The sequence below is a fragment of the Ciceribacter ferrooxidans genome (genome assembly GCF_004137355.1).
Classification (GTDB): domain Bacteria; phylum Pseudomonadota; class Alphaproteobacteria; order Rhizobiales; family Rhizobiaceae; genus Allorhizobium; species Allorhizobium ferrooxidans.
This window is the reverse complement of sequence record NZ_SDVB01000170.1, coordinates 671237-690526: the sequence shown is the minus strand read 5'-3', so window position 1 is coordinate 690526 and position 19290 is coordinate 671237. Positions and strand designations below refer to the sequence as shown.

Sequence of the window (19290 nt, the reverse complement as noted above, 5' to 3'; positions counted from 1 at the left end):
CTCCAACCGGTCAGGCGCTGGCAGCCGGATAAGGGGACGTCTCAGTCCGCACGCCACTCGAACGGCAGCGGTGCCTCGCGGAAGGCGAAACGGTCGAGGTGGCTCGACACCACGCCCTTCATCCGTTCGAGCACCTCGGGCGAGGTGGCCTCGATTGCGACGGTCAGGCCCGCCTCGTCTGCGCTCATCGTCGCGGTCGCTTCCGCGAAACGGACGATTCCGGTCTTTTCGCCGAGCTCGACGTCGAGCTTGTGGCTCCAGTGCTTGCAGAGCTGCTGCAGGTATTTCCAGCCGTTCTCGGTCGGCACCGTGGCGACGGATCTTGCCATGGTCAGAGCCTTTCGATCTTGCCTGCCGCCTCGTCGAGGATGCGGGCGACCTCGAGCTGTGTCTCGCGCGTCGCGCCCTCGTGGGAGAGCCGGTCCTGCAGCGCCGTGCGCAGGTTGTGCATGGCCCGGCGCACCGGTGCGGCGTCGGTACGCTCGGAGAGGCGGGCGAGCGCCGTCAGCCGCGACATGGCGACCTCGACCTCGTCGAGCCGCTCTGCGAGATGCTGGCGGCCGGCCTCGGTGATGCCCATGAGCTTGCGCGGGCCTTCGCTTGCCTGTTCCTCGGAAAGCCCCATGTCGAGCAGCAGGGTGAGGGTCGGGTAGACGACGCCCGGGCTCGGCGCATAGGCGCCGCCGGAGAGCGTCTCGATCTCGCGGATCAGGTCGTAGCCGTGGCGCGGCTGTTCCTCGATCAGCTTCAGCAGCACGAGCCGGAGCTCGCCGGCGTCGAACATCCGCCGCCGTTCGCCGCGGCCGCGCGGACCGCCCTCGGGACGGCCGCCGAAGAAGCCGCCATGGCGCATGGCCTGGAAGAAGGGATTGCCGTGTTCCTCACGACCGCAATGGAAATGTCTCATGTCTTGGTTTCCTTCGATGTGTTGAAACTGCATCTAAGATATATCGTAAATCGATCGTTGCAAGAGCCGTGGCGAAAATTCTTCGTCATGCGCGGGACCGTGGTCTTGCCTTTGAGGTGTGCTGCGCTTGTCCTATTCTCGCGATCGACGAAGAGAGTCGCGGCCGGTGACGGCCGGCAGGCAAGGCGGGAGAGGACGCGAAAGATGAGCGGAAGACATCACGAGTACAGCACGACGGTGACCTGGATCGGCAATCGCGGCACCGGCACCTCCGGCTACCGGGACTATAGCCGCGACCACGTGATTGCCGCCGGCGCCAAGCCGGACATTCCGGGCTCGGCCGATCCCGCCTTCCGGGGCGACGCGGAGCGCTGGAACCCGGAAGACCTGCTGGTCGCCTCCGTCTCGGCCTGCCACAAGCTCTGGTACCTGCATCTCTGCGCGGTGAACGGCGTCGTCGTCACCGCCTATGAGGACCATGCTGAGGGACTGATGGTGACGGAGGAGGACGGCAGCGGCCGCTTCGCCGAGGTGGTGCTGCGGCCGCGGGTGACGATCTCGTCGGGCGACCGCGAGCGCGCGGCATCCCTGCACCACGACGCCCACGAAAAATGCTTCATCGCCAACTCGGTGAACTTTCCGGTCCGCTGCGAACCGGTGATCGTGACGGACTGATCAGTCGAGCCAGGCGTAGCCGAACTCGAACGTGTCGCCGCCGGCGGCATAGTGGTACGGCACCGCGCGATAGGCCGGACGCAGGTCTTCGCCGCTCGCAATGAGCCCGCTCTTCGTCAGGAGTTCGACGAGCGCCGGCGGCACCGGCGCCATGTCGCCCTTGGGGCTGCGCCAGACGACGAGGGCCGGCCGTTTCTGAAGCGCCTCCGCCGGGAGAGCGACCGGCGCGTTCGGCATCATCACCGGCACCTGCGGCGCGTTGAGCCTGATGCTGCCGGTGATCTGCTTGTCGCCGCCGACGACGAGAGCGGGTGCCGCACCCCGTTCGGCGACGACCGCATCGTAGAGCGGTGCGATCGGCGTGTTGAAACGGGTGTATTGGCCGATCCGCGGGGCGATCATGGGGCCGAGGAAGAGATAGCCGAGCGTCGCGACCGAAACCGCGAAGACGGGGATGACAAAGGCCTTCAAGCGGCCGTCGAGCGAAATGTCTGCGGCCTCTGCCTTCAGCGCGAGGTAGAGCGGCAGCGGCAGGAGATAGAGGACCAGCCACTTCTCCCGGATGCTGGTGGCATCGAGCGCCACGACGACCACGGCCAGCATCGCAACGAGGATCAGCAGCATGCGGCCGACGATCCGCGTCCACGGGCTCGATGCGCGCAGGATTGGGCCGAGATCGCTGCGGAAGACCAGGCCGAAGAGCAGGAGAAGCGGCACGATGCCCCGAAGCAGGGCGAAGGCGAGAGCGCCAACGCCGATCAGCGCGCGCAGAACCCGAGAGCCCGCTTCGGCTTCGCGCATTTCCCGCACGGTGCCGCCGGTCGCCAGATCGAGGTTTTGCAGGAACCAGACGGCATGCGGCAGCACGAGCACAGCCGCGACAACGATCGCGAGCGCCATCCGCCAGTCGAAGATGCGCCGGCGATAGTCCGCCTCCGGCAGCACGGCGAGGATCGCGGCGAGCGGGAGCAGCGTGAAATTGTACTTGGACAGCAGCCCCATCGCGACCGCGACGCCGGCATAGAGATAGGTGGCGAGGCTTGGCCTCTTCAGCGTCAGGAAGAAGGCGTGCAGGAAGAGCCCGGCGGCGAGGATCGCCGCAACGGTGTGGGAAAGATCCCGCTGCGACATCAGGAAGATCGACGGGAAGGTCAGGATGCCGGCGACGGCGATCGCCTGCAGCGCCCCCGAGCGCAGCACCTCGCGGGCTGCGAGCCCGTAGAAGAGGGCGGTGAGGAAGAGCAGCAGGTTCTTCAGCACGCTGAGCACCGCGATCGAAAGCCCGAAGGCCGAGATCATGCCGTGTTGCAGCCAGTCGTAGAGCGGCGGCTGGCGGCCGTAGCCGAACGCGAGGAACTGCGAGATGTAGACGAGCTCGGACTCGTCCACTTCGAGCGACGGCGGCAACGCGATGCGCAGGAGAACCGCCAGCAGGTAATAGCCGGCGACGGCGGCGAGCACGATGCCGAGCGCACGACTGCCGCCGACGGCTTGCCTCATTCGGCGCTCTCCCGGGTGATGACCTCCCGGACGATGTAATTCGGTGTCTCGTCACCGCGATAGTAGGCGCGCGCCAGCATTTCTGCGAGGATGCCCGTCGTGATCAGCTGCAGCGACGACAGGAACAGCATAACGGCGATCAGGAACAGCGGCCGGGTGCCGATGTCGTTGCCGAGGATGAACTTGTCGACGAAGAGATAGGCGAGGATGAGGCTCGAAACGGCGCCGATGCCGAGGCCGAGCGAACCGAAGAAATGGCCCGGCCGCGCCTTGTAGCGCATGAAGAACATCACCGAGAGCAAGTCGAGGATGACCCGGAAGGTGCGGGAGATGCCGTATTTGGAGACGCCGTACTGGCGGGCGTGATGGGTGACCGGCATTTCGCCGATGCGCGAGCCGGGCACGACGCCGGCGACCCAGGCCGGGATGAAGCGGTGCATTTCGCCCATCAGTTGCACCTGCTTGATGATCGCGCCGCGATAGATCTTCAGGCTGCAGCCGTAATCGTGCAGCTTCACGCCGGTGAAGCGGCCGATCAGGTAATTGGCGATCCACGACGGGACCTTGCGCATCAGCAGGTCGTCCTGGCGGTTCTTGCGCCAGCCGACGAGAAGGTCGAGCTTGCGCTCCTCGAGCGCGGCGACCATGCCGGGAATGTCCTTCGGATCGTTCTGCAGGTCGCCGTCCATGGTGGCGATCAGGCGTCCGGCGGCGGTGTCGATGCCGGCCTGCATGGCGGCGGTCTGGCCGAAATTGCGCTGCAGTTCGACGATCTTGAGCTCCAGCCCCTCGCGGTCGAGCGACTGGCGCGCCCGCGCGACGGTGGCGTCGGCGCTGCCGTCGTCGACGAGCACGAGTTCCCAGGGCTTGCCGAAACCGGCCATGGCGGCGCTGATACGCTCGATCAGCGGACCGACGCTTTCTTCCTCGTTGAAGAGGGGTACGACGATCGAAAGTTCGAGCGCGTTCTCTGCGCCCTCACGGGCGCCGGCGGATACGGTACGGCCGTCCAATTCTTCTGCTCCTCGGCTGCTCATCGCGGTCTCTTTTCGCTGGGTGATAGTCTCTATTGCCCGATCGGGATAGGGCCGAAAAGCCACAACATGGTGAAATGATCCCAGAAATCCGGCGGTTTCGCCGCTCAACGCCCCTTCGGAACCAGGTAGGAAAACGCGACGTGGTAGAGGTCGCCCGTCCGTCCGTAATGATAGGGCAGGGCGACCTCGCCCGTCTCGGCGACGGTGAATGTCGTGCTCCCGGCGATCCACGAGGCGAGCGCCTCCGGCTGACGCGGCTCGGGACGGCCGTCGCGCGTGCGCCAGACGACGAGCACGGGACGGGTGGCGTCGACGACGGGCTCGACGGGACCTTGTCCGGGCACGAAGACGGGCAGGTCCGGCCGGTGCAGGCGGATATTGCCGGCCATCTGCAGGTCGGAGGTGATGACGACAGCGGGAGCGGCGGCAGCCTCGGCGAGCATATGCTCGATCGCCGGGCCGTAGGGCACGTTGATCTTCTCGTAGCGGCCGATCATCCCGAGCACGGGGATGCGCAGGAAGAGAACCGCCGGCACCAGCACCATGACGGCGAGCGCGACCGGCAGGAACCGGCGGAGGGCGGCCGAAACGTCGGTACCGGCGGCCTCGGCCTTCAGCGCGAGATAGAGCGGAAGCGCGAGATAGAGCGGCGTCAGCCAGCGGTCCTTGATGTTGGTCGCGCCGAAGAACACCATCAGTATGAGCGCGACTGCGGAGATCAGGAAGATGCGCGCGAAAAGCCGCGTCCATTCGCTGCGGGCGCGCAGGATTGCCTTCAGGTCTTCGCGGAAGATGAGCGCGAAGGGAAGGAGGGTCAGCGCCGAGAAGCCGATGAAGGCGAGGACAAGCGACGCGAGCCCGGTCAGGATCTGTTCGGCCCGGCCCGACGTTTCCTCGGAAGTGAGCTTGCCGAGCGTGCGGCCGGTCGCGTCGCCGACATGGTCGAGGAACCAGAGCCCGTGCGGCAGGAAGACCATGACCGCGACGAGGCCGGCGAGAAGGATGCGCCAGTCGAACAGGCGGCGGAAGGCGGGCTCCGGCAGCACGGCGAGGGCGGCTGCGGCCGGCAGCAGCACGAAATTGTATTTCGAGATCACGCCGAGGCCGACGGCGAGGCCGGTCAGCAGGTAGGAGAGGGAGGTGCCGGTCGTGAGCGTGCGGAGGAAGGCATAGAGGAAGAGGCTGGTCGCGAAGATGACGGCGACGGTGTGGGAAAGGTCCCGCTGCGCCTCGAAGCTGACTTGTGGGATGGTGAGGAGGCCGAGCACGGCGACGATCGCAAGCTCGCGGTTGCGCAGGACGGTATTCGCGGCGAGGCCAAAGAAGACGTAGGACGCAAAGAGCATCAGGTTCTTGAGGAGGGCCAGCGAGAAGAGCGTCGGGCCGAGGAGCGCGACGACCCCGTATTGCAGCCAGTTGTAGAGCGGCGGCTGTGAATTATAGCCGGCGGCGAGCCACTGTGCGAGGAAGAGCTGTTCGCCCTCGTCGAGGTCGAGCGAACGCGGCAGCAGGAGCCGCAGCGCCAGATTGGCGGCGAAATAGACGGCGAGCAGCGCGAAGACGAGATTGGGACGCTGCCTCAGGGATGCGAGCACCGGGATGTCCTTGTCATGACGGCTTCCGGGCGGCGGTTCCGAGGGCGGCGGCAGCGCGAGGCGGCTCGGGCGCGGCGGCAGGGCTCCGGAAAACTCTGGCGTTTGCTCTCGCGGTTGTTATAGGAACGGGTCTTCGAGTGCAATCCGGAAGTGCCTGGCCGATGCAGACAGACGAGAAAGCCGCAGCGCCGTCGGCCCTTGCGCGTCACCGCGTGACGATCGTCGCGGTCGCCGCCGTGCTCTTCTATCTCGGCTTCGTGCAATATCTCTGGGGCTGGCGGCAGATCCTCGGCCAGTGGAACGAGATCGGTTACGGCCCGGCAGTGCTGGCCTCGGCGCTCCTCGTCTCCACTTACTTTGCCCGGACCTACCGGCTCTACGACTATTTCCCTGCCGAGACAAAAGGGCGCTTCGTTGAGCTCTTCCACGTGGCGCAGGTGCACAATCTCCTGAACATCATGCTGCCTTTCCGGAGTGGCGAGACCAGCTTTCCGCTGCTGATGCGTTCGGAATTCGGCGTGCCGCTCTTGCACGGGACGTCGGCGCTTCTCGTCATGCGGCTTCTCGACCTCCACGCGCTGCTGGCCGCCGGCGGACTCGGCCTCGTCGCCGCCTCCGGCAACCGGGCGCTTGCGGGTGCCGTCTGGCTCGCCTTCCTGCTGTCGCCGCTTCTCGCCTACCAGCTCAAGGCGCCGGTCCTGGCACTTGCCAAGCGCCGGCTGACCGGCAAGCTGCTCCGCATCACGGAAGGGCTGGAGGACGGATTGCCAGCCTCGACCCTCGGCCTCGTGCGGGCCTGGGGCATGACGGTGCTCAATTGGGGCGTCAAGGTTCTGGTGCTCGCCTGGGTGCTCGGGCTGATGGGCGTCGGGCCGATCGCCGCGGCCTTCGGCGGCGCCCTCGGCGGCGAGCTTTCCTCGGTGCTGCCCGTCCATGCGCCGGCCGGTGTCGGCACCTATCCGGCCGGCATCGTCGCCGGTGCCGTCTCTCTCGGCGCCTCCACCGCCCGGCCGGCGATGGACATTCTCGGACGCGCGAGCGTCAATCTGCACTTGATCCTGATCATCTCGGCGTTGCTCGGCACGCTGCTTTCGGTGGCGCTCTCCACGCTCGACCGTCTGCGCCGCGGCGGCTGAGGCCGGGCGAGCGCCGCCCGGCCGGTTGTCGCTTGACGGAGGCCGACCGCCTTACTGGAAGGCCGTCTCGAAGAAGCTTCTGAGCTTGCGTGAATGCAGCCTTTCCGGCGGCATGGCGCCGAGCTTCTGCAGCGCCCGGATACCGATCTGCAGGTGCTGACTGACCTGCGTCCGGTAGAAGGCGGTCGCCATGCCCGGCAGCTTCAGTTCGCCGTGCAGCGGCTTGTCGGAGACGCAGAGCAGCGTCCCGTAGGGGACGCGGAAGCGGAAGCCGTTGGCGGCGATCGTCGCCGATTCCATGTCGAGGGCGATGGCACGCGACTGCGACAGGCGCTTGACCGGTCCGCGCTGGTCGCGGAGCTCCCAGTTGCGGTTGTCGATCGTGGCGACGGTGCCGGTGCGCATGATGCGCTTCAGCTCGAAGCCCTGGTAGCCGGTGATCTCCTCGACGGCCTGTTCGAGCGCCACCTGCACTTCGGCGAGCGCCGGGATCGGCACCCAGACCGGCAGGTCGTCGTCGAGCACGTGGTCCTCGCGGACATAGGCGTGCGCGAGCACATAGTCGCCGAGCCGCTGGCTGTTCCTCAAGCCCGCGCAGTGGCCGAGCATCAGCCAGGCATGCGGGCGCAGCACGGCGATATGATCGGTGATGGTCTTGGCGTTCGACGGGCCGACGCCGATGTTCACCATGGTGATGCCGGCATGGCCGGGCTTCTTCAGGTGGTAGGCCGGCATCTGCGGCAGGCGCGGCGTGCCCTGTCCGGCTTCGGGCTCGCTCTGGCCGGCCAGCGTCTCGATATTGCCGGGCTCGACGAAACAGGTGTAACCGCCGCCGCCTTCCGCCATCAGGTTGCGGGCGAAGGCACAGAACTCGTCGATGTAGAACTGATAGTTGGTGAAGAGCACGAAGTTCTGGAAATGCGCCGCGCGCGTCGCCGTGTAGTGCGAGAGCCGGGCGAGCGAATAGTCGATGCGCTGGGCGGTGAAGGGTGCCAGCGGATGCGGCTCGCCCGGCTGCGGCTCGTATTCGCCGTTGGCGATTTCGTCGTCGGTGGTGGTCAGGTCCGGCGTGTCGAAGATGTCGCGAAGCGACAGGTCGGCGAGCCCGCTTGCCGCCGCCTCGACATGGGCACCTTCGCCGAAGGCGAAATGCAGGGGGATCGGCGTCGACGATTCCGAGACGAGGACCGGCACCTGGTGATTGCGGATGAGAAGCGCGATCTGCTCTTCGAGATAGTGGCGGAAGAGATGCGGCTGCGTGACCGTGGTGGTGTAGAGTCCCGGCGAGGTGACATGGCCGTAGGAGAGGCGGGAATCGGCATGGCCGAAACTCGTCGTCTCGATCGCCACCTGCGGATAGAAGGCGCGGTAGCGTCCGGCGATCGGTGCGCCCTTGGCGATCCCGCCGAAGGCATCGATCAGGAAGGCGGTATTGCGCTCGTAGAGAGCCGTCAGCGCGTCGACTGCCGGCTTCGCTTCAGTGAAGACCCGCGGCTCATAGGGCTCGGGACTAATGAAATTGATGGGTGTCTGTGTCGAGATTCGCTTGTTCATGCGTCATTATAGAGTGGACTTTCTGACAAGCAAACGACGTGGGGCCGCCGGCGGTGGATCGAGTGGCCGGCCCCTGCCGCCGTTTCAGCTCATCGACTGCCGCTGCAGGCTGACGAAGAGGACGAAGCCGGCGCCGGCCTTGCCGATCACCGGACCCTCGGCCTTGGCAAATCCGAGGGCGGTCAGCGGGCCGAGCATCAGGGCGGCGAAGAGAGCGATCCTGAGACCGGAAGCAGCGGACTGGAGGAGCGTTGCGGACATGATCGGTTCCCTCAGGAAGGCATTGTTGTTGTTCAATGATGCCGTTTTGACACGCGGCGTCTGAACGCGCGCTGAGATGCCGGTTCATCGGCCGTTCATCGTCCGGGCCGCGGCCCGGCAGGCGGGCGGTCACGCGGACGTGAGGCGCAAGTGGGGGCGCCGGACTTGACGGTGGCGGCATCATTCCCAAATTGTGGAGGCATTCCCCATGCGCGACCGGCCGAGGGCCGGTGAAATGATCCGAAATCCTTTGTGCCAATCCGGAAAACCTTCTTGAAGGAAACATTCATGGCCGCACCGATCGAACTCTATTACTGGCCGACGCCCAACGGCTGGAAGATCTCCATCATGCTCGAGGAACTCGGCGTGCCCTACGAGGTCCGCTACGTCGACATCGGCAAGGGCGAACAGTTCGCGCCCGACTTCCTGAAGATCTCCCCGAACAACCGCATGCCGGCGATCATCGATCCCGACGGTCCGGACGGCGCGCCGATCTCTGTCTTCGAGTCCGGTGCCATCCTGCAGTATCTCGGCCGCAAGTACGGCAAGTTCTACCCGACCGACGAGCGCGCCCGCGTCGAGGTCGAGCAATGGCTGTTCTGGCAGGTCGGCGGTTTGGGTCCGATGGCCGGCCAGGCACACCACTTCCGCCAGTATGCGCCGGAGAAGATCGAATACGGCATCAACCGCTACACCAACGAGGTGAACCGCCTCTACGGCGTGATGAACAAACGGCTCGCCGACCGCGAATTTCTGGCCGGCGAATACTCCATCGCCGACATGGCCTCGATCGGCTGGGTCGTGCCCCACAAGAACCAGGGCCAGGACCTCGACGATTTCCTGAACCTGAAGCGCTGGTTCGAGACGATGATGGCGCGTCCCGCCGTCGAGCGCGGCATTGCCGTCGGCCAGGAGAAGCGTCGCAACGTCGCGACCGACGAAGAGGCGAAGAAGGTGCTGTTCAATCAGACGGCCCGCTGACCGTCACCTTCTGAAAACAACAAAAAAAGGCCCGGAGGTCGCAAGGACCGCCGGGCCGTTTTGCTTCTCGCGCAGGCTCGTTCAGAGGCGCGACCAGGTCTGGCTCTTGCAGAGGATCGAGAGCACGCAGCCCTTCATCTTCAGCGCGTTGCCGGAGACGGTACCGTAGCCCGAATAGGTCTTGTCGGTTTCCGGATCGGTGATCTCGCCCTTGTAGCTCTCGCCGTTGCCGCTCATCTTGCCGATCTGCTTGCCGGCGAACTTGCCGCTCTTCAGCGTGACGCAGAAGGCGCCGCCGCAGGGCGCGATCTGCGCCGTGGAACCGCTTGCCGTTTTCCAATTGCCTTCGATGGGCTCGGCGGCCTGGGCCGAGACGGCTCCGAACGCCAGCGCCATCGCCAGTATGATCTTCCGCATGTAACTCTTCCTCCCGAAATGATGCCCCAAGGCTGTGCGGACGGCCCGGCCTTCGCGAAGACAGGGGACGCTCTTCCCTTCCTCGCCCACTCCGGGGCCGTCTCGACGTGGAAAATTATCTTACGCGGACGTAAAGGTAAATAGGGCTTCCGGCCCAAAATCTCGGGGGTCCGAGAGGTGTGCTGGCCACGTCTCGCACCGCGACGACGCCAAGACAATCGATTTCGTGGTTAGCGTTCGGTTGACGTCGAGATCTGAACGAAAGGTTAAAGGCGCTCGGAATTCCTTAATTTCCAGCGTCTCCAATGCTTAACGAAAACCCAATTTTACCAAGCATTTGTACTTTGTTTTCAGCAAATTAAGCATGGCTTTTAAGCGCCCGTTGAAGGCCCCGTGGCATAGTGGAGCCATCAAACGAGCAGGGAAACTGCCGAACCGGAAGCCTCCACAAAACGCCGCAAAAAGACGGCCGGGAGGCGGACGGAAAACCCCGAAAGGGGAAACAGGGAAAGAAAAGAAACGACAGGCAAGACAGGGACAGAACCGATGGCACGCTCAGACATGCAGACTTCCGAAACGACCTTCGCCGCAGGCGACCTGCGCCCCGAAGCGCTCTGTGACATGGGGCTCATGTATGCGACCGGCCGCGGTTGCGCTCCCGATCTCGTCTCGGCCCACAAGTGGCTGAACATCGCGGCGATCCGCGGTTGCGACCGCGCCGCCGAGCTCCGGGCCGATCTTGCCCGGTCGATGACGAAGGCCGATCTCGCCACGGCTCTTCGCGAAGCCCGCGAATGGATGACGATGCACTGAGCCGCAGGAATTCTCCCCCGGCACCCGCCGGGGGACCTGAGACACGACCCTGGGGGAAACGGGGGTACGTGGGAGGGTTTCGGAAACGGAATCCAATGACGAAAGGTCCGCGACCGGCAAGCCGGCGCGGCCCTTTTCGTTTCTCCGGGAAAGCCTCGGCCGCTCAGAGCGTCTTCAGCACCTTCGGCAGGCTCGCTTCGAAGAGATCGAGGTCAGCGGCGAGGCCGGCACTCACGCGGATGCAGCGGTTGAGGGGCGCCACGCCCGGCATGCGGATGAAGACACCATGCTCCATCAGCCCGTCGACGATGGCGCGGGCGCGGACGCCGTCGCCGCCGCAGTCGATCGCGACGAAGTTCGTCGCCGACGGCAGCGGATCGAGCCCGTTCGCGCGCGCGATCGCGCTGATGCGGTCGCGGGCGGCGGAGATGCGCCCGAGCACCTCGGCGAGATAGGCCTGATCGGCAAGGGCTGCGAGCGCCGCCTCGGTCGAGAGGCGCGCCATGCCGAAATGGTTGCGGATCTTGTCGAAGGCCAGGACGGTGCCGGGCGTGCCGATCGCATAGCCGACGCGGGCGCCCGCAAGACCGTAGGCCTTCGAGAAGGTGCGGGTGCGCAGCACGTTCGGCAGGTCGATGAGGTCGCCGATCGGCGGCGTCGAGCCCGCGGGTGCGGTCTCGCAATAGGCTTCGTCCAGCACCAGCAGCGTCGTTTCCGGCAGCGCGCGGGCAAAGGCGGTGATGCTCGCCGCATCCCACCAGCTCCCCATCGGATTGTCGGGGTTGGCGAAATAGACGAGCGGGGCGTTCTCCCGCTTCACCGCGGCAAGCAGGCCTTCGAGATCCTCGCGGTCGTCGACATAGGGAACGGTGACCAGCCGCCCGCCGAAGCCGTTGACGTGGAAGTTGAAGGTCGGGTAGCCGCCGAGAGAAGTCACGACCGGCATCCCGGGCTCGATGACGAGGCGCACGATCAGCCCAAGCAGGCTGTCGACGCCTTCTCCGACGGCGATATTCGCCGGTGCCGTGCCGAGATGGGCGGCGAGGGCCGTTTTCAGGGCGTGGTTTTCTGGGTCGTTGTACTTCCAGATTTCGCCGGAGCTGGCGGCGATTGCCGCGAGTACCGAGGGCGCCGGGCCGAAGCCGCTTTCGTTAGCGCCGATACGGGCGAGCACCGGTCGGCCGCGCTGGCGCTCGATGGCCTCGGGGCCGACGAAGGGAACGGTGGAGGGCAGGGCGCTGATCAGCGGCGTGAAGCGCGAGAAGGCGGTCATTCGGCAAATTTCCCGGCGAGTTGCGAAACGCCGGTACAATAGGAACAACGGTGGCGGGCGCAAGGCCGGATTGACCGCTTTCGGTTCAGCGGCGCTTCGCCTGATCGAGATTATCGCCGATCATGAAATCGGCGCGCACGATCCGGTGCAGCATGTTCTCCGGAAGCGCCATGATGAACTTCACGCCGATCCGGCTGCCGTTGCGGTAGATCTCGGCGCAGCCGATCCGTTCGGAGATGCCGAGCACCTGGAGATAATAATGCTCCGGAAGGCCGATGGTGGTCGTGACGTGAATGCCCGCTCCACCCTGCGAGATGTCGACGATCTCGCAGTGACGCATGGTGATGCCGGAAAGACCGCGGTTCACCGCGACGATGCGGGCCGGACGCTTGACGTAGAAGCGTTCCCATCGTCGTTCGTACATTTCCGATTGCACCTTCGCCAGATGCGTTGCGCGCAGCATGCTCACGTCCCAAAACCCCCGAAAGACGGCGCCTTTTGTCGAGGCTGCAGCAAAACCGTTGTCTTGCCGTCAACGGAATCCATCGCCTTTTAGCGAAATGGCATTTTGCTGGATTTCCGGGGATCGGGACGTCGCACAGGGCGTTATTATTTGATCACAATCAATGTTGCGAGGTTCCGACTGGCCTAGCTTTTGAAAGAACGGAGGCCCTTGCCGCTGCGTGCGGGAGGGAAGCACCGGGGCAGGTATATTCGAGCTTGCTTGAACAGGCCGGACGACATGCCTACAATCATCAAAAAGGGGCGTATGGCCCCGCAACCAAGGAGGCAGACATGAGCCGGATCGTTATTGGTCGGAAAGCCTGGGTGGTGGTATGCGACGGCGGTAAGGCGCTGTTCCTGCGCAATGACGGGGACGCCGATCTCGTCAACCTGACGGTCGCCGATCACATGGGCCAGCATGTCGAGGCGACCCGGGATCTCGGCGTCGACCAGCCGGGCCGCGCCTTTTCGTCAGCGGGAACGCACCGCAGCGCCATGGGGGAAACCGACTGGCACGATCAGGCCGAGACGGACTTCCTGAAGGAGATCGCCGAAAAGGTTTCCGAACTGGTCGAGGCACATGAGATCAAGGCGCTCATCCTCGTGGCGCCGCCGAGGGCGCTCGGCATCCTGCGCGATGCGCTGGACGGGCTGCCGGAGGGCGTCATTCGCGCCGAGGTGGCCAAGGACATGGTGAAGGAGACCGTTCCGGAAATCGAGAAGCACCTCGCTTCGCTCGAATAGTCGTCGGCGAGAGCAAACGAAAAACGCCTCCGGTCTTGCGGCCGGAGGCGTTTTCGTTGAGTGGCAGAGGCATTTCCTAGAGTTCGAAAGACAACCGTACCACGTGGTGCAGGAATTCCGGGTCGATCAGCATGTTGAAGCCGACGGTCACCTTTTCCTCCTCCCGGCGGATGAAGGTGCAGCCGATCTCATCATGAATGCCGAGGATCTCGAGGAAGAAGTGGTTGGGCAGCATCACGTGCGGGCTGAGCTCGATCTCGGCGCCGTAGAGCGAGATCGTCCTGACGAGGCAGCGCAGCGAATTCTTGGTGCTCAGGTGACGGCCGACGAAGACGATCTTGCCGGGCCGGTCGACCGAGTATTTCTCGTAGACCTGGTCCTGCGGAATTTCCCTCTTGGCGTCCGGTGTGATCCTCAGAGGCATGTTACCCTCCCTGAATTGACGTCATGCCTTCAATCTAGCGAAAGATTACTGACGTTTTCTCAACGCCGCCGCTCAATTTTTCCCGCTTCGGGGCGGCCGCCCGCGTCTGTTCCCGCGGCGCTCCTTGACAGACCGGCGCCGGCACCCCATTAAAAGGGCCGGTTGAGGCGCCGGCCGCTCGCGGGTGAAAACCTTTGGTGAAGTCCTCCCTCGTTCATGGAAAGCCCATCACGTGCATGCGTCATGGGGTAATGCGAGCCCCCTGTTCAAGAATACGCGTGCGACGGAAGAAGGAGGCTGCCATGACCATGGCCCATCTGACCATTGACGATTTGAAATCCCAGGCCCGCCGGCTGCGCGAGGCGATGTCCGCCGCGGGAACGCCGCTGACCCACAGCGCCGCGCTCGAGCTTGTCGCGAAAAGCCACGGCGCGCGCGACTGGAACACGCTGTCCGCACTTGCCGCCAGAACCGACAACGTGCCGGCACCGCCCGCCACCGTCGGCGCGGTCGTGACCGGCGAGTATCTCGGCCAGCGATTCCGCGGCAAGGTGCTTGCGCTGCGCAAGCTCTCGAACAGCGACTACCACGCGATCACGCTGCATTTCGACGAACCGGTCGATATCGTGACCTTCGACAGCTTCTCGGCGTTTCGCCAGCGCGTCAGCGGTACGATCGACGGGCGCGGGGTCTCGCCCCAGCGCACCTCGAACGGCCGTCCGCACATCGTGCTCGACGCATAGCGCCGGTCGGTTCCCACCCTTATCAAGTTCAAAGACGCGGTCCGGAACGGCTTCATTGCCGGTCCGGCGCCCGTCGTCAGGATTCGTCATGACATCCCAATCCCTCGGAAACCCCTATCTCGCCGGAAGCATTCCCCGGCTCTTCCTGCGCACGGCGACGCCGATCGTCGCCATCATGCTTCTGAACGGCCTCTACGTGATCGTCGACGCCTGGTTCCTCGGCGCCTATGTGGGTGCTGCGGCGCTTTCCGCGGTCACGCTTCTCTTTCCCGCACTGATGGCCATGCTGGCATTGCAGTCGCTTGTCGCCTCGGGCATGGCGAGCATTCTCGCCCGGCGTCTCGGTGCGGGAGACGGGGCGGGAGCGTCCTCGGTCGTCGCCTCCGCGCGCCGGCTGGCACTCGCGATCGCGGCCCTTCTCAACCTCTTCTGCTGGACGCTCGGCCGGGATCTCATCCCTCTGGCGGCCGGTGGCGACGGGGAAGTGTCGATGCTCGCCGAGGCGTTCATGGGGGTCGCGGTCGTGGCTCATCCCGTGGCGATGCTGTTGGCCGTCGAGATCGACCGGCTGCGCTGCGAGGGGAGGATCGCGATCATGACCCGCATCACGGTCGCCGCCGCACTCCTCAATATTCTCCTCAACTGGCTGATGATCGCCGTGCTCGGGCTTGGTGCGGCGGGCTCGGCGCTGAGTTCCGCCACCGCCCAGGCGGCGTGCCTCGCGGCCGTCCTCACATGGCGCAGGCGCCACGCGGCAGGGGATGCGAAGGAGAGCGGGCGGCGGAGCCTCGGGGAGATGCGCGGTATCCTCGCCCTCGGTGCGCCGGCAAGTCTCGGGCTTCTCGGCATCTCGCTCGCCTCGGCCGCGATCATCGTCAATCTCGCGCACTGGCAGACGGTGCACTACGTCGAGACCGTGGCCGCCTACGGCATCGTCACCCGCATCCTCTCCTTCGCCTACCTGCCGTTGATGGGGCTGGGGCTCGCCTTCCAGACGATCTGCGGCAACAATTTCGGTGCCGGAGAGCGTCAACGGGTGGCCGGGAGCCTGGCGATCGCCGTCGTTTCGGCCTTCCTCTACTGCTTCGCCGTCGAGGTGCTCGTCGTGCTGGCGGCCGGGCCGATCGGCCGGACGTTTTCCGGCGATGCGTTGGTGGCGGCCGAGTTCGTACGGATCATCCCGTGGATGCTCGCGGTCTATGTCCTGTTCGGCCCGGTGATGATGCTCGGGGCCTATTTCCAGGCGATCGGCGATGCGGGACGGGCGGCCCTCTTCGGACTGGCGCGGCCGTACCTGCTCTCGATCCCGCTCACCTTCCTCTTGCCGTTCTTCTTCGGCGAGGCGGGGATCTGGCGGGTCGCGCTCTTTGCCGAGACGGGCATGCTGGCGCTGACGGCGCTGGTGATGGTACACGGCCGGCGCCGCGGCCTGCCTTACGGATTGCTGCCGCGCTGAGCGGCGGAGGTCGCGGCGTAAGGCATTGACACGGCGCGCGAAGTCACAGCAAGGTTCGCCCATGCCGATGCCCGAAGAACTCGCCGACTGCCTCGTCCTCAACACGGTTTCCGCAGCGCGCGCTCTGCTGCGCCGCTACGACGCCAGGCTGAAACCCTTCGGCGTCACGGTGCAGCAGTTCTCGCTTCTCGGGGCGATCCGCTCCCACCCGGAGGAGCCCGTAGCCTCGCTGGCACAGCGCATCTCGCTGGACCGCACCAGCCTGACCCGCAATCTGGACCTCCTCGAACGCAAGGGGCTCGTCCGCCGTCTGTCCGGCACCTCCGGCAATGCCAGGTTCTGCACGCTGACGGAGGCGGGCGACGCATTGCTCGACCAGCTCGTCGTCGAATGGCGCAACGCCCAGCCCGGCCTCCTGACCGGCCTTACCGCCGAAGAGATCGCTACCTACCTCAAGGTCGCCCGCCATCTGGCGCGATGAGTCTTTGCTCATGGCGGCAAGTTGCGTCTTGTGTCGTGCATATGCACAGTGTAAATGCACGGCAGCAAACAATGCAAGCAGGAGATCGCGGATGCATGAACCAATCGTCATAACGGGCCTCGGTGCCGTCTCGCCCCTGGGCGCCGGCGTCGATGCCACCTGGAGCCGGCTGCTTGCCGGCGAGAGCGGCATTCGCACCAATACGCGCTTCGACACCGAAGGCTGGAAATGCCAGATTGCTGGGCTGGTGCCGGGCCGCGCGGAGGACCCGCACGGCTTCGATCCCGAGGCGGCGATGGATCCGAGGGAACTCCGGCGCAGCGACCTCTTCATCCATTACGCCATGGCGGCGGCAAAGGAGGCGCTGGACCAGGCCGGCTGGCATCCGGAAGAGCCGGCAGACGGCATGCGTACGGCGACCATCATCGGCACCGGCGTCGGCGGCGTGCCGGCGATCACGGCGGCGACGGAGCTGATCCGCACCTCCGGCACGCGGCGCCTCTCGCCCTTCGTCGTTCCCTCCTTCCTGCCCAATCTCGCGGCCGGGCAGGTCTCCATCCGCTTCGGCTTTCGCGGCCCGTCAGGCGCCCCCGTCACGGCCTGCGCCGCCTCCGCGCAGGCGATCGGCGATGCCATGCGCCTGATCCGCAACGGTGAGGCCGACATCGCGCTCTGCGGCGGCGCGGAGGCTTGCGTGGACCCGGTCGCGATCGGCGGCTTTACCGCGGCAAAGGCGCTCTCCTTCGGCTTCAACGACGAGCCGCATCGCGCCTCCCGTCCGTTCGATGCCCATCATGACGGCTTCGTCCTTTCCGAGGGGGCCGCCATGCTCGTCATCGAGCGGCTCGGTCATGCCGAGGCGCGCGGCGCCCGTCCGCTGGCGGTGCTCTCCGGTTACGGCACCACCACCGACGCCCACCACGTGACGGCGGGCTGGCCCGACGGGCGCGAGGCGGCCCGGGCGATGGAGCTGGCGCTTGCCGTGGCAGGGCTCGCGCCGGAGAAGATCGGCTACGTCAATGCACACGCGACATCGACGCCGGTCGGCGATGCGGCGGAACTGGCAGCGCTGGAGAGGGTCTTCGGACCGCGCGGTGGCGGCGTTGCGGTGAGCTCCACCAAATCGGCGACGGGGCACATGCTCGGGGCAGCGGGCGCGATTGAGGCGGTCTTCTCGGTGCTCGCGATCCGCGACGGCCTGCTGCCGGCCGGCCTCAATATCGAGGAGCCGGCGCCGGAGGCGGAAGGCTTCAACCTGCTGACCGGCACGGCGTCGCCGGTTCGCGTCGACCATGTCCTGTCGAACGCCTTCGGCTTCGGCGGGGTGAATGCCGCTCTGGTGTTCAGCCGTTTCGCGTGACGCTCAAAGAAGAAGCCGCGCCGGTCCCCCGGCACGGCTTCGTTCTCGTCGGGAATGTCGCCAAGGCTTACTGGAACGCCTGCAGGCCGGTCTGGGCGCGGCCGAGGATCAGCGCATGGATGTCGTGCGTGCCCTCGTAGGTGTTGACGGCTTCGAGATTCATGACGTGGCGGATGACGCCGTATTCGTCGGAAACGCCGTTGCCGCCGTGCATGTCGCGGGCGACGCGGGCAATGTCGAGCGCTTTGCCGCAATTGTTGCGCTTCATCATCGAGATGAGTTCGGCGGGTGCGCGATGCTCGTCGAAGAGGCGCCCGAGGCGCAGCACGCCCTGCAGCCCGAGGGCGATCTCGGTTTCCATGTCGGCGAGCTTCTTCTGGACGAGCTGGGTGGCGGCGAGCGGCTTGCCGAACTGCTTGCGGTCGAGCGTGTACTGCCGCGCGGCATGCCAGCAGAATTCGGCGGCACCGAGCGCGCCCCAGGCGATGCCGTAGCGGGCGCGGTTGAGGCAGCCGAAGGGACCGGCGAGACCGGCGACGTGCGGCAGCAGGTTTTCTTCCGGAACGAAGACTTCGTCCATCTGGATCATGCCGGTGACGGAGGCGCGCAGCGAGAACTTGCCTTCGATCTTCGGCGTTTCGAAGCCCTTCATCCCGCGTTGGAGGATGAAGCCCTTGATCTTGCCGTCATGGGCGTCGGACTTCGCCCACACCACCGCGACATCGGCGATCGGCGAATTGGTGATCCAGTTCTTGGCGCCGGAGACGAGATAGCCGCCGTCGACCTTCTTCGCACGGGTGATCATCGAGCCCGGATCGGAGCCGTGGTCGGGTTCGGTGAGGCCGAAGCAGCCGACCCACTCGCCGCTTGCAAGCTTCGGCAGGTATTTGGCGCGCTGTTCGTCGGTGCCGTAGGCGAAGATCGGGTGCATGACGAGCGACGACTGCACCGACATGGCGGAGCGGTAGCCCGAATCGACGCGCTCGACCTCGCGGGCGACGAGGCCGTAGGAGACGTAATTGGCGCCGACGCCGCCGAATTCCTCCGGAATGGTCGGACCGAGAAGACCGAGTTCGCCCATCTCGGTCATGATCTCGCGATGGAAGATCTCGTGACGGTTCGCCTCAGTCACGCGGCTCGCGAGTTTGTCCTGGCAGTAGGCGCGGGCGGTGTCGCGGATCATGCGCTCTTCGTCGGTCAACTGTTCCTCAAGGAGGAAGGGATCGTCCCAGACGAAGGCGGCCATCTTGGCGCGCGCCTGTTCCGGAGTTGCTGGATGGTGGTCTGTCATGTCGCCGTCCCTGCATGAATTCGATGGATTTTGGCCTATTGCTACATCACCTTTCATGGAAGGAAAAGCCTTAAATTTGCGGCGATTAGCCAAAATCGTTTGAATTTTCCGGGCGCATGACATCATTCTATTTTGGAA

21 protein-coding genes are annotated in these 19290 nt (G+C 65.5%); 9 read left to right on the top strand and 12 right to left on the bottom strand.

The window, feature by feature from the left end:
- Nucleotides 1-41: 41 nt before the first annotated feature.
- Together EUU22_RS07850 and EUU22_RS07845 are read right to left on the bottom strand one after the other, a co-directional pair.
- Nucleotides 42-329 (bottom strand): DUF2218 domain-containing protein, encoded by a 288-nt coding sequence (locus tag EUU22_RS07850; protein ID WP_129331443.1) that lies wholly within the window; start codon nucleotides 327-329, stop codon nucleotides 42-44.
- Between the two features lie 2 nt (nucleotides 330-331).
- Entirely contained in the window at nucleotides 332-907 is a 576-nt protein-coding gene (locus tag EUU22_RS07845; RefSeq protein ID WP_129331442.1) for a PadR family transcriptional regulator, read from the bottom strand.
- Nucleotides 908-1111: 204 nt separating this feature from the next.
- On the opposite strand from EUU22_RS07845, the gene EUU22_RS07840 reads away from it, so the two are divergent.
- Nucleotides 1112-1582, top strand: a complete 471-nt coding sequence (locus EUU22_RS07840; protein WP_129331441.1) for an OsmC family protein — start codon at nucleotides 1112-1114, stop codon at nucleotides 1580-1582.
- On the opposite strand, the gene EUU22_RS07835 is transcribed toward EUU22_RS07840, so the two are convergent.
- The 3 genes from EUU22_RS07835 to EUU22_RS07825 all read right to left on the bottom strand — a co-directional run bounded on the left by EUU22_RS07835 (nucleotide 1583) and on the right by EUU22_RS07825 (nucleotide 5714).
- Complete coding sequence (locus tag EUU22_RS07835) at nucleotides 1583-3082, bottom strand: glycosyltransferase family 39 protein (RefSeq protein ID WP_129331440.1); 1500 nt, start codon at nucleotides 3080-3082, stop codon at nucleotides 1583-1585.
- Nucleotides 3079-4119, bottom strand: coding sequence for a glycosyltransferase family 2 protein (locus EUU22_RS07830; RefSeq protein ID WP_129331439.1), 1041 nt, complete (start codon nucleotides 4117-4119; stop codon nucleotides 3079-3081). Before EUU22_RS07830 ends, EUU22_RS07835 begins: the two co-directional genes overlap by 4 nt.
- 104 nt (nucleotides 4120-4223) lie before the next feature.
- A complete protein-coding gene (locus EUU22_RS07825; RefSeq protein WP_165351105.1) occupies nucleotides 4224-5714 on the bottom strand; it encodes an ArnT family glycosyltransferase in 1491 nt (496 codons plus the stop codon).
- A 161-nt stretch (nucleotides 5715-5875) separates the two neighbouring features.
- Here EUU22_RS07825 and EUU22_RS07820 point away from each other — a divergent pair, with 161 nt between their 5' ends.
- On the top strand, nucleotides 5876-6850 hold the full coding sequence (locus EUU22_RS07820; RefSeq protein WP_129331437.1) for a lysylphosphatidylglycerol synthase domain-containing protein: 975 nt from the start codon (nucleotides 5876-5878) through the stop codon (nucleotides 6848-6850).
- Between the two features lie 51 nt (nucleotides 6851-6901).
- Here EUU22_RS07820 and EUU22_RS07815 read toward each other — a convergent pair whose 3' ends face one another.
- Together EUU22_RS07815 and EUU22_RS25215 are read right to left on the bottom strand one after the other, a co-directional pair.
- Nucleotides 6902-8404, bottom strand: a complete 1503-nt coding sequence (locus EUU22_RS07815; RefSeq protein WP_129331436.1) for an AMP nucleosidase — start codon at nucleotides 8402-8404, stop codon at nucleotides 6902-6904.
- A gap of 84 nt (nucleotides 8405-8488) precedes the next feature.
- Nucleotides 8489-8665: a hypothetical protein gene (locus EUU22_RS25215; protein ID WP_165351104.1), complete on the bottom strand. Its 177-nt coding sequence runs from the start codon at nucleotides 8663-8665 to the stop codon at nucleotides 8489-8491.
- A 288-nt stretch (nucleotides 8666-8953) separates the two neighbouring features.
- On the opposite strand from EUU22_RS25215, the gene EUU22_RS07810 reads away from it, so the two are divergent.
- Complete coding sequence (locus EUU22_RS07810) at nucleotides 8954-9646, top strand: glutathione S-transferase N-terminal domain-containing protein (protein ID WP_129331435.1); 693 nt, start codon at nucleotides 8954-8956, stop codon at nucleotides 9644-9646.
- Nucleotides 9647-9727: 81 nt separating this feature from the next.
- Here EUU22_RS07810 and EUU22_RS07805 read toward each other — a convergent pair whose 3' ends face one another.
- Nucleotides 9728-10063, bottom strand: coding sequence for a DUF2147 domain-containing protein (locus EUU22_RS07805; RefSeq protein ID WP_129331434.1), 336 nt, complete (start codon nucleotides 10061-10063; stop codon nucleotides 9728-9730).
- Nucleotides 10064-10609: 546 nt separating this feature from the next.
- Here EUU22_RS07805 and EUU22_RS07800 point away from each other — a divergent pair.
- Nucleotides 10610-10876, top strand: coding sequence for an SEL1-like repeat protein (locus tag EUU22_RS07800; RefSeq protein WP_129331433.1), 267 nt, complete (start codon nucleotides 10610-10612; stop codon nucleotides 10874-10876).
- A gap of 163 nt (nucleotides 10877-11039) precedes the next feature.
- On the opposite strand, the gene EUU22_RS07795 is transcribed toward EUU22_RS07800, so the two are convergent.
- Both EUU22_RS07795 and EUU22_RS07790 read right to left on the bottom strand, forming a co-directional pair.
- Nucleotides 11040-12149, bottom strand: a complete 1110-nt coding sequence (locus tag EUU22_RS07795) for a pyridoxal phosphate-dependent aminotransferase (RefSeq protein WP_129331432.1) — start codon at nucleotides 12147-12149, stop codon at nucleotides 11040-11042.
- Nucleotides 12150-12234: 85 nt separating this feature from the next.
- Nucleotides 12235-12618, bottom strand: coding sequence for a PilZ domain-containing protein (locus tag EUU22_RS07790; RefSeq protein ID WP_129331431.1), 384 nt, complete (start codon nucleotides 12616-12618; stop codon nucleotides 12235-12237).
- 326 nt (nucleotides 12619-12944) lie between these two features.
- Here EUU22_RS07790 and EUU22_RS07785 point away from each other — a divergent pair, with 326 nt between their 5' ends.
- Nucleotides 12945-13397 carry a baeRF12 domain-containing protein gene (locus tag EUU22_RS07785; protein WP_129331430.1) on the top strand — a complete coding sequence of 151 codons (453 nt, stop codon included), beginning with the start codon at nucleotides 12945-12947 and terminating at the stop codon, nucleotides 13395-13397.
- 76 nt (nucleotides 13398-13473) lie between these two features.
- Here the strand turns inward: EUU22_RS07785 and EUU22_RS07780 are convergent, their stop codons facing one another.
- Complete coding sequence (locus tag EUU22_RS07780) at nucleotides 13474-13821, bottom strand: hypothetical protein (protein WP_129331429.1); 348 nt, start codon at nucleotides 13819-13821, stop codon at nucleotides 13474-13476.
- 302 nt (nucleotides 13822-14123) lie between these two features.
- On the opposite strand from EUU22_RS07780, the gene EUU22_RS07775 reads away from it, so the two are divergent.
- The 4 genes from EUU22_RS07775 (at nucleotide 14124) to fabF (ending at nucleotide 17861) form a co-directional block, all read left to right on the top strand.
- A complete protein-coding gene (locus EUU22_RS07775; protein ID WP_112690984.1) occupies nucleotides 14124-14564 on the top strand; it encodes a glyoxalase superfamily protein in 441 nt (146 codons plus the stop codon).
- An 88-nt stretch (nucleotides 14565-14652) separates the two neighbouring features.
- A complete protein-coding gene (locus tag EUU22_RS07770; RefSeq protein WP_129331428.1) occupies nucleotides 14653-16020 on the top strand; it encodes an MATE family efflux transporter in 1368 nt (455 codons plus the stop codon).
- Between the two features lie 61 nt (nucleotides 16021-16081).
- Complete coding sequence (locus EUU22_RS07765; RefSeq protein ID WP_129331427.1) at nucleotides 16082-16501, top strand: MarR family winged helix-turn-helix transcriptional regulator; 420 nt, start codon at nucleotides 16082-16084, stop codon at nucleotides 16499-16501.
- A 91-nt stretch (nucleotides 16502-16592) separates the two neighbouring features.
- Nucleotides 16593-17861: a beta-ketoacyl-ACP synthase II gene (gene fabF / locus EUU22_RS07760; RefSeq protein ID WP_129331426.1), complete on the top strand. Its 1269-nt coding sequence runs from the start codon at nucleotides 16593-16595 to the stop codon at nucleotides 17859-17861.
- Between the two features lie 67 nt (nucleotides 17862-17928).
- On the opposite strand, the gene EUU22_RS07755 is transcribed toward fabF, so the two are convergent.
- Nucleotides 17929-19152, bottom strand: a complete 1224-nt coding sequence (locus EUU22_RS07755) for an acyl-CoA dehydrogenase (protein WP_129331425.1) — start codon at nucleotides 19150-19152, stop codon at nucleotides 17929-17931.
- Between the last annotated feature and the right edge of the window lie 138 nt (nucleotides 19153-19290).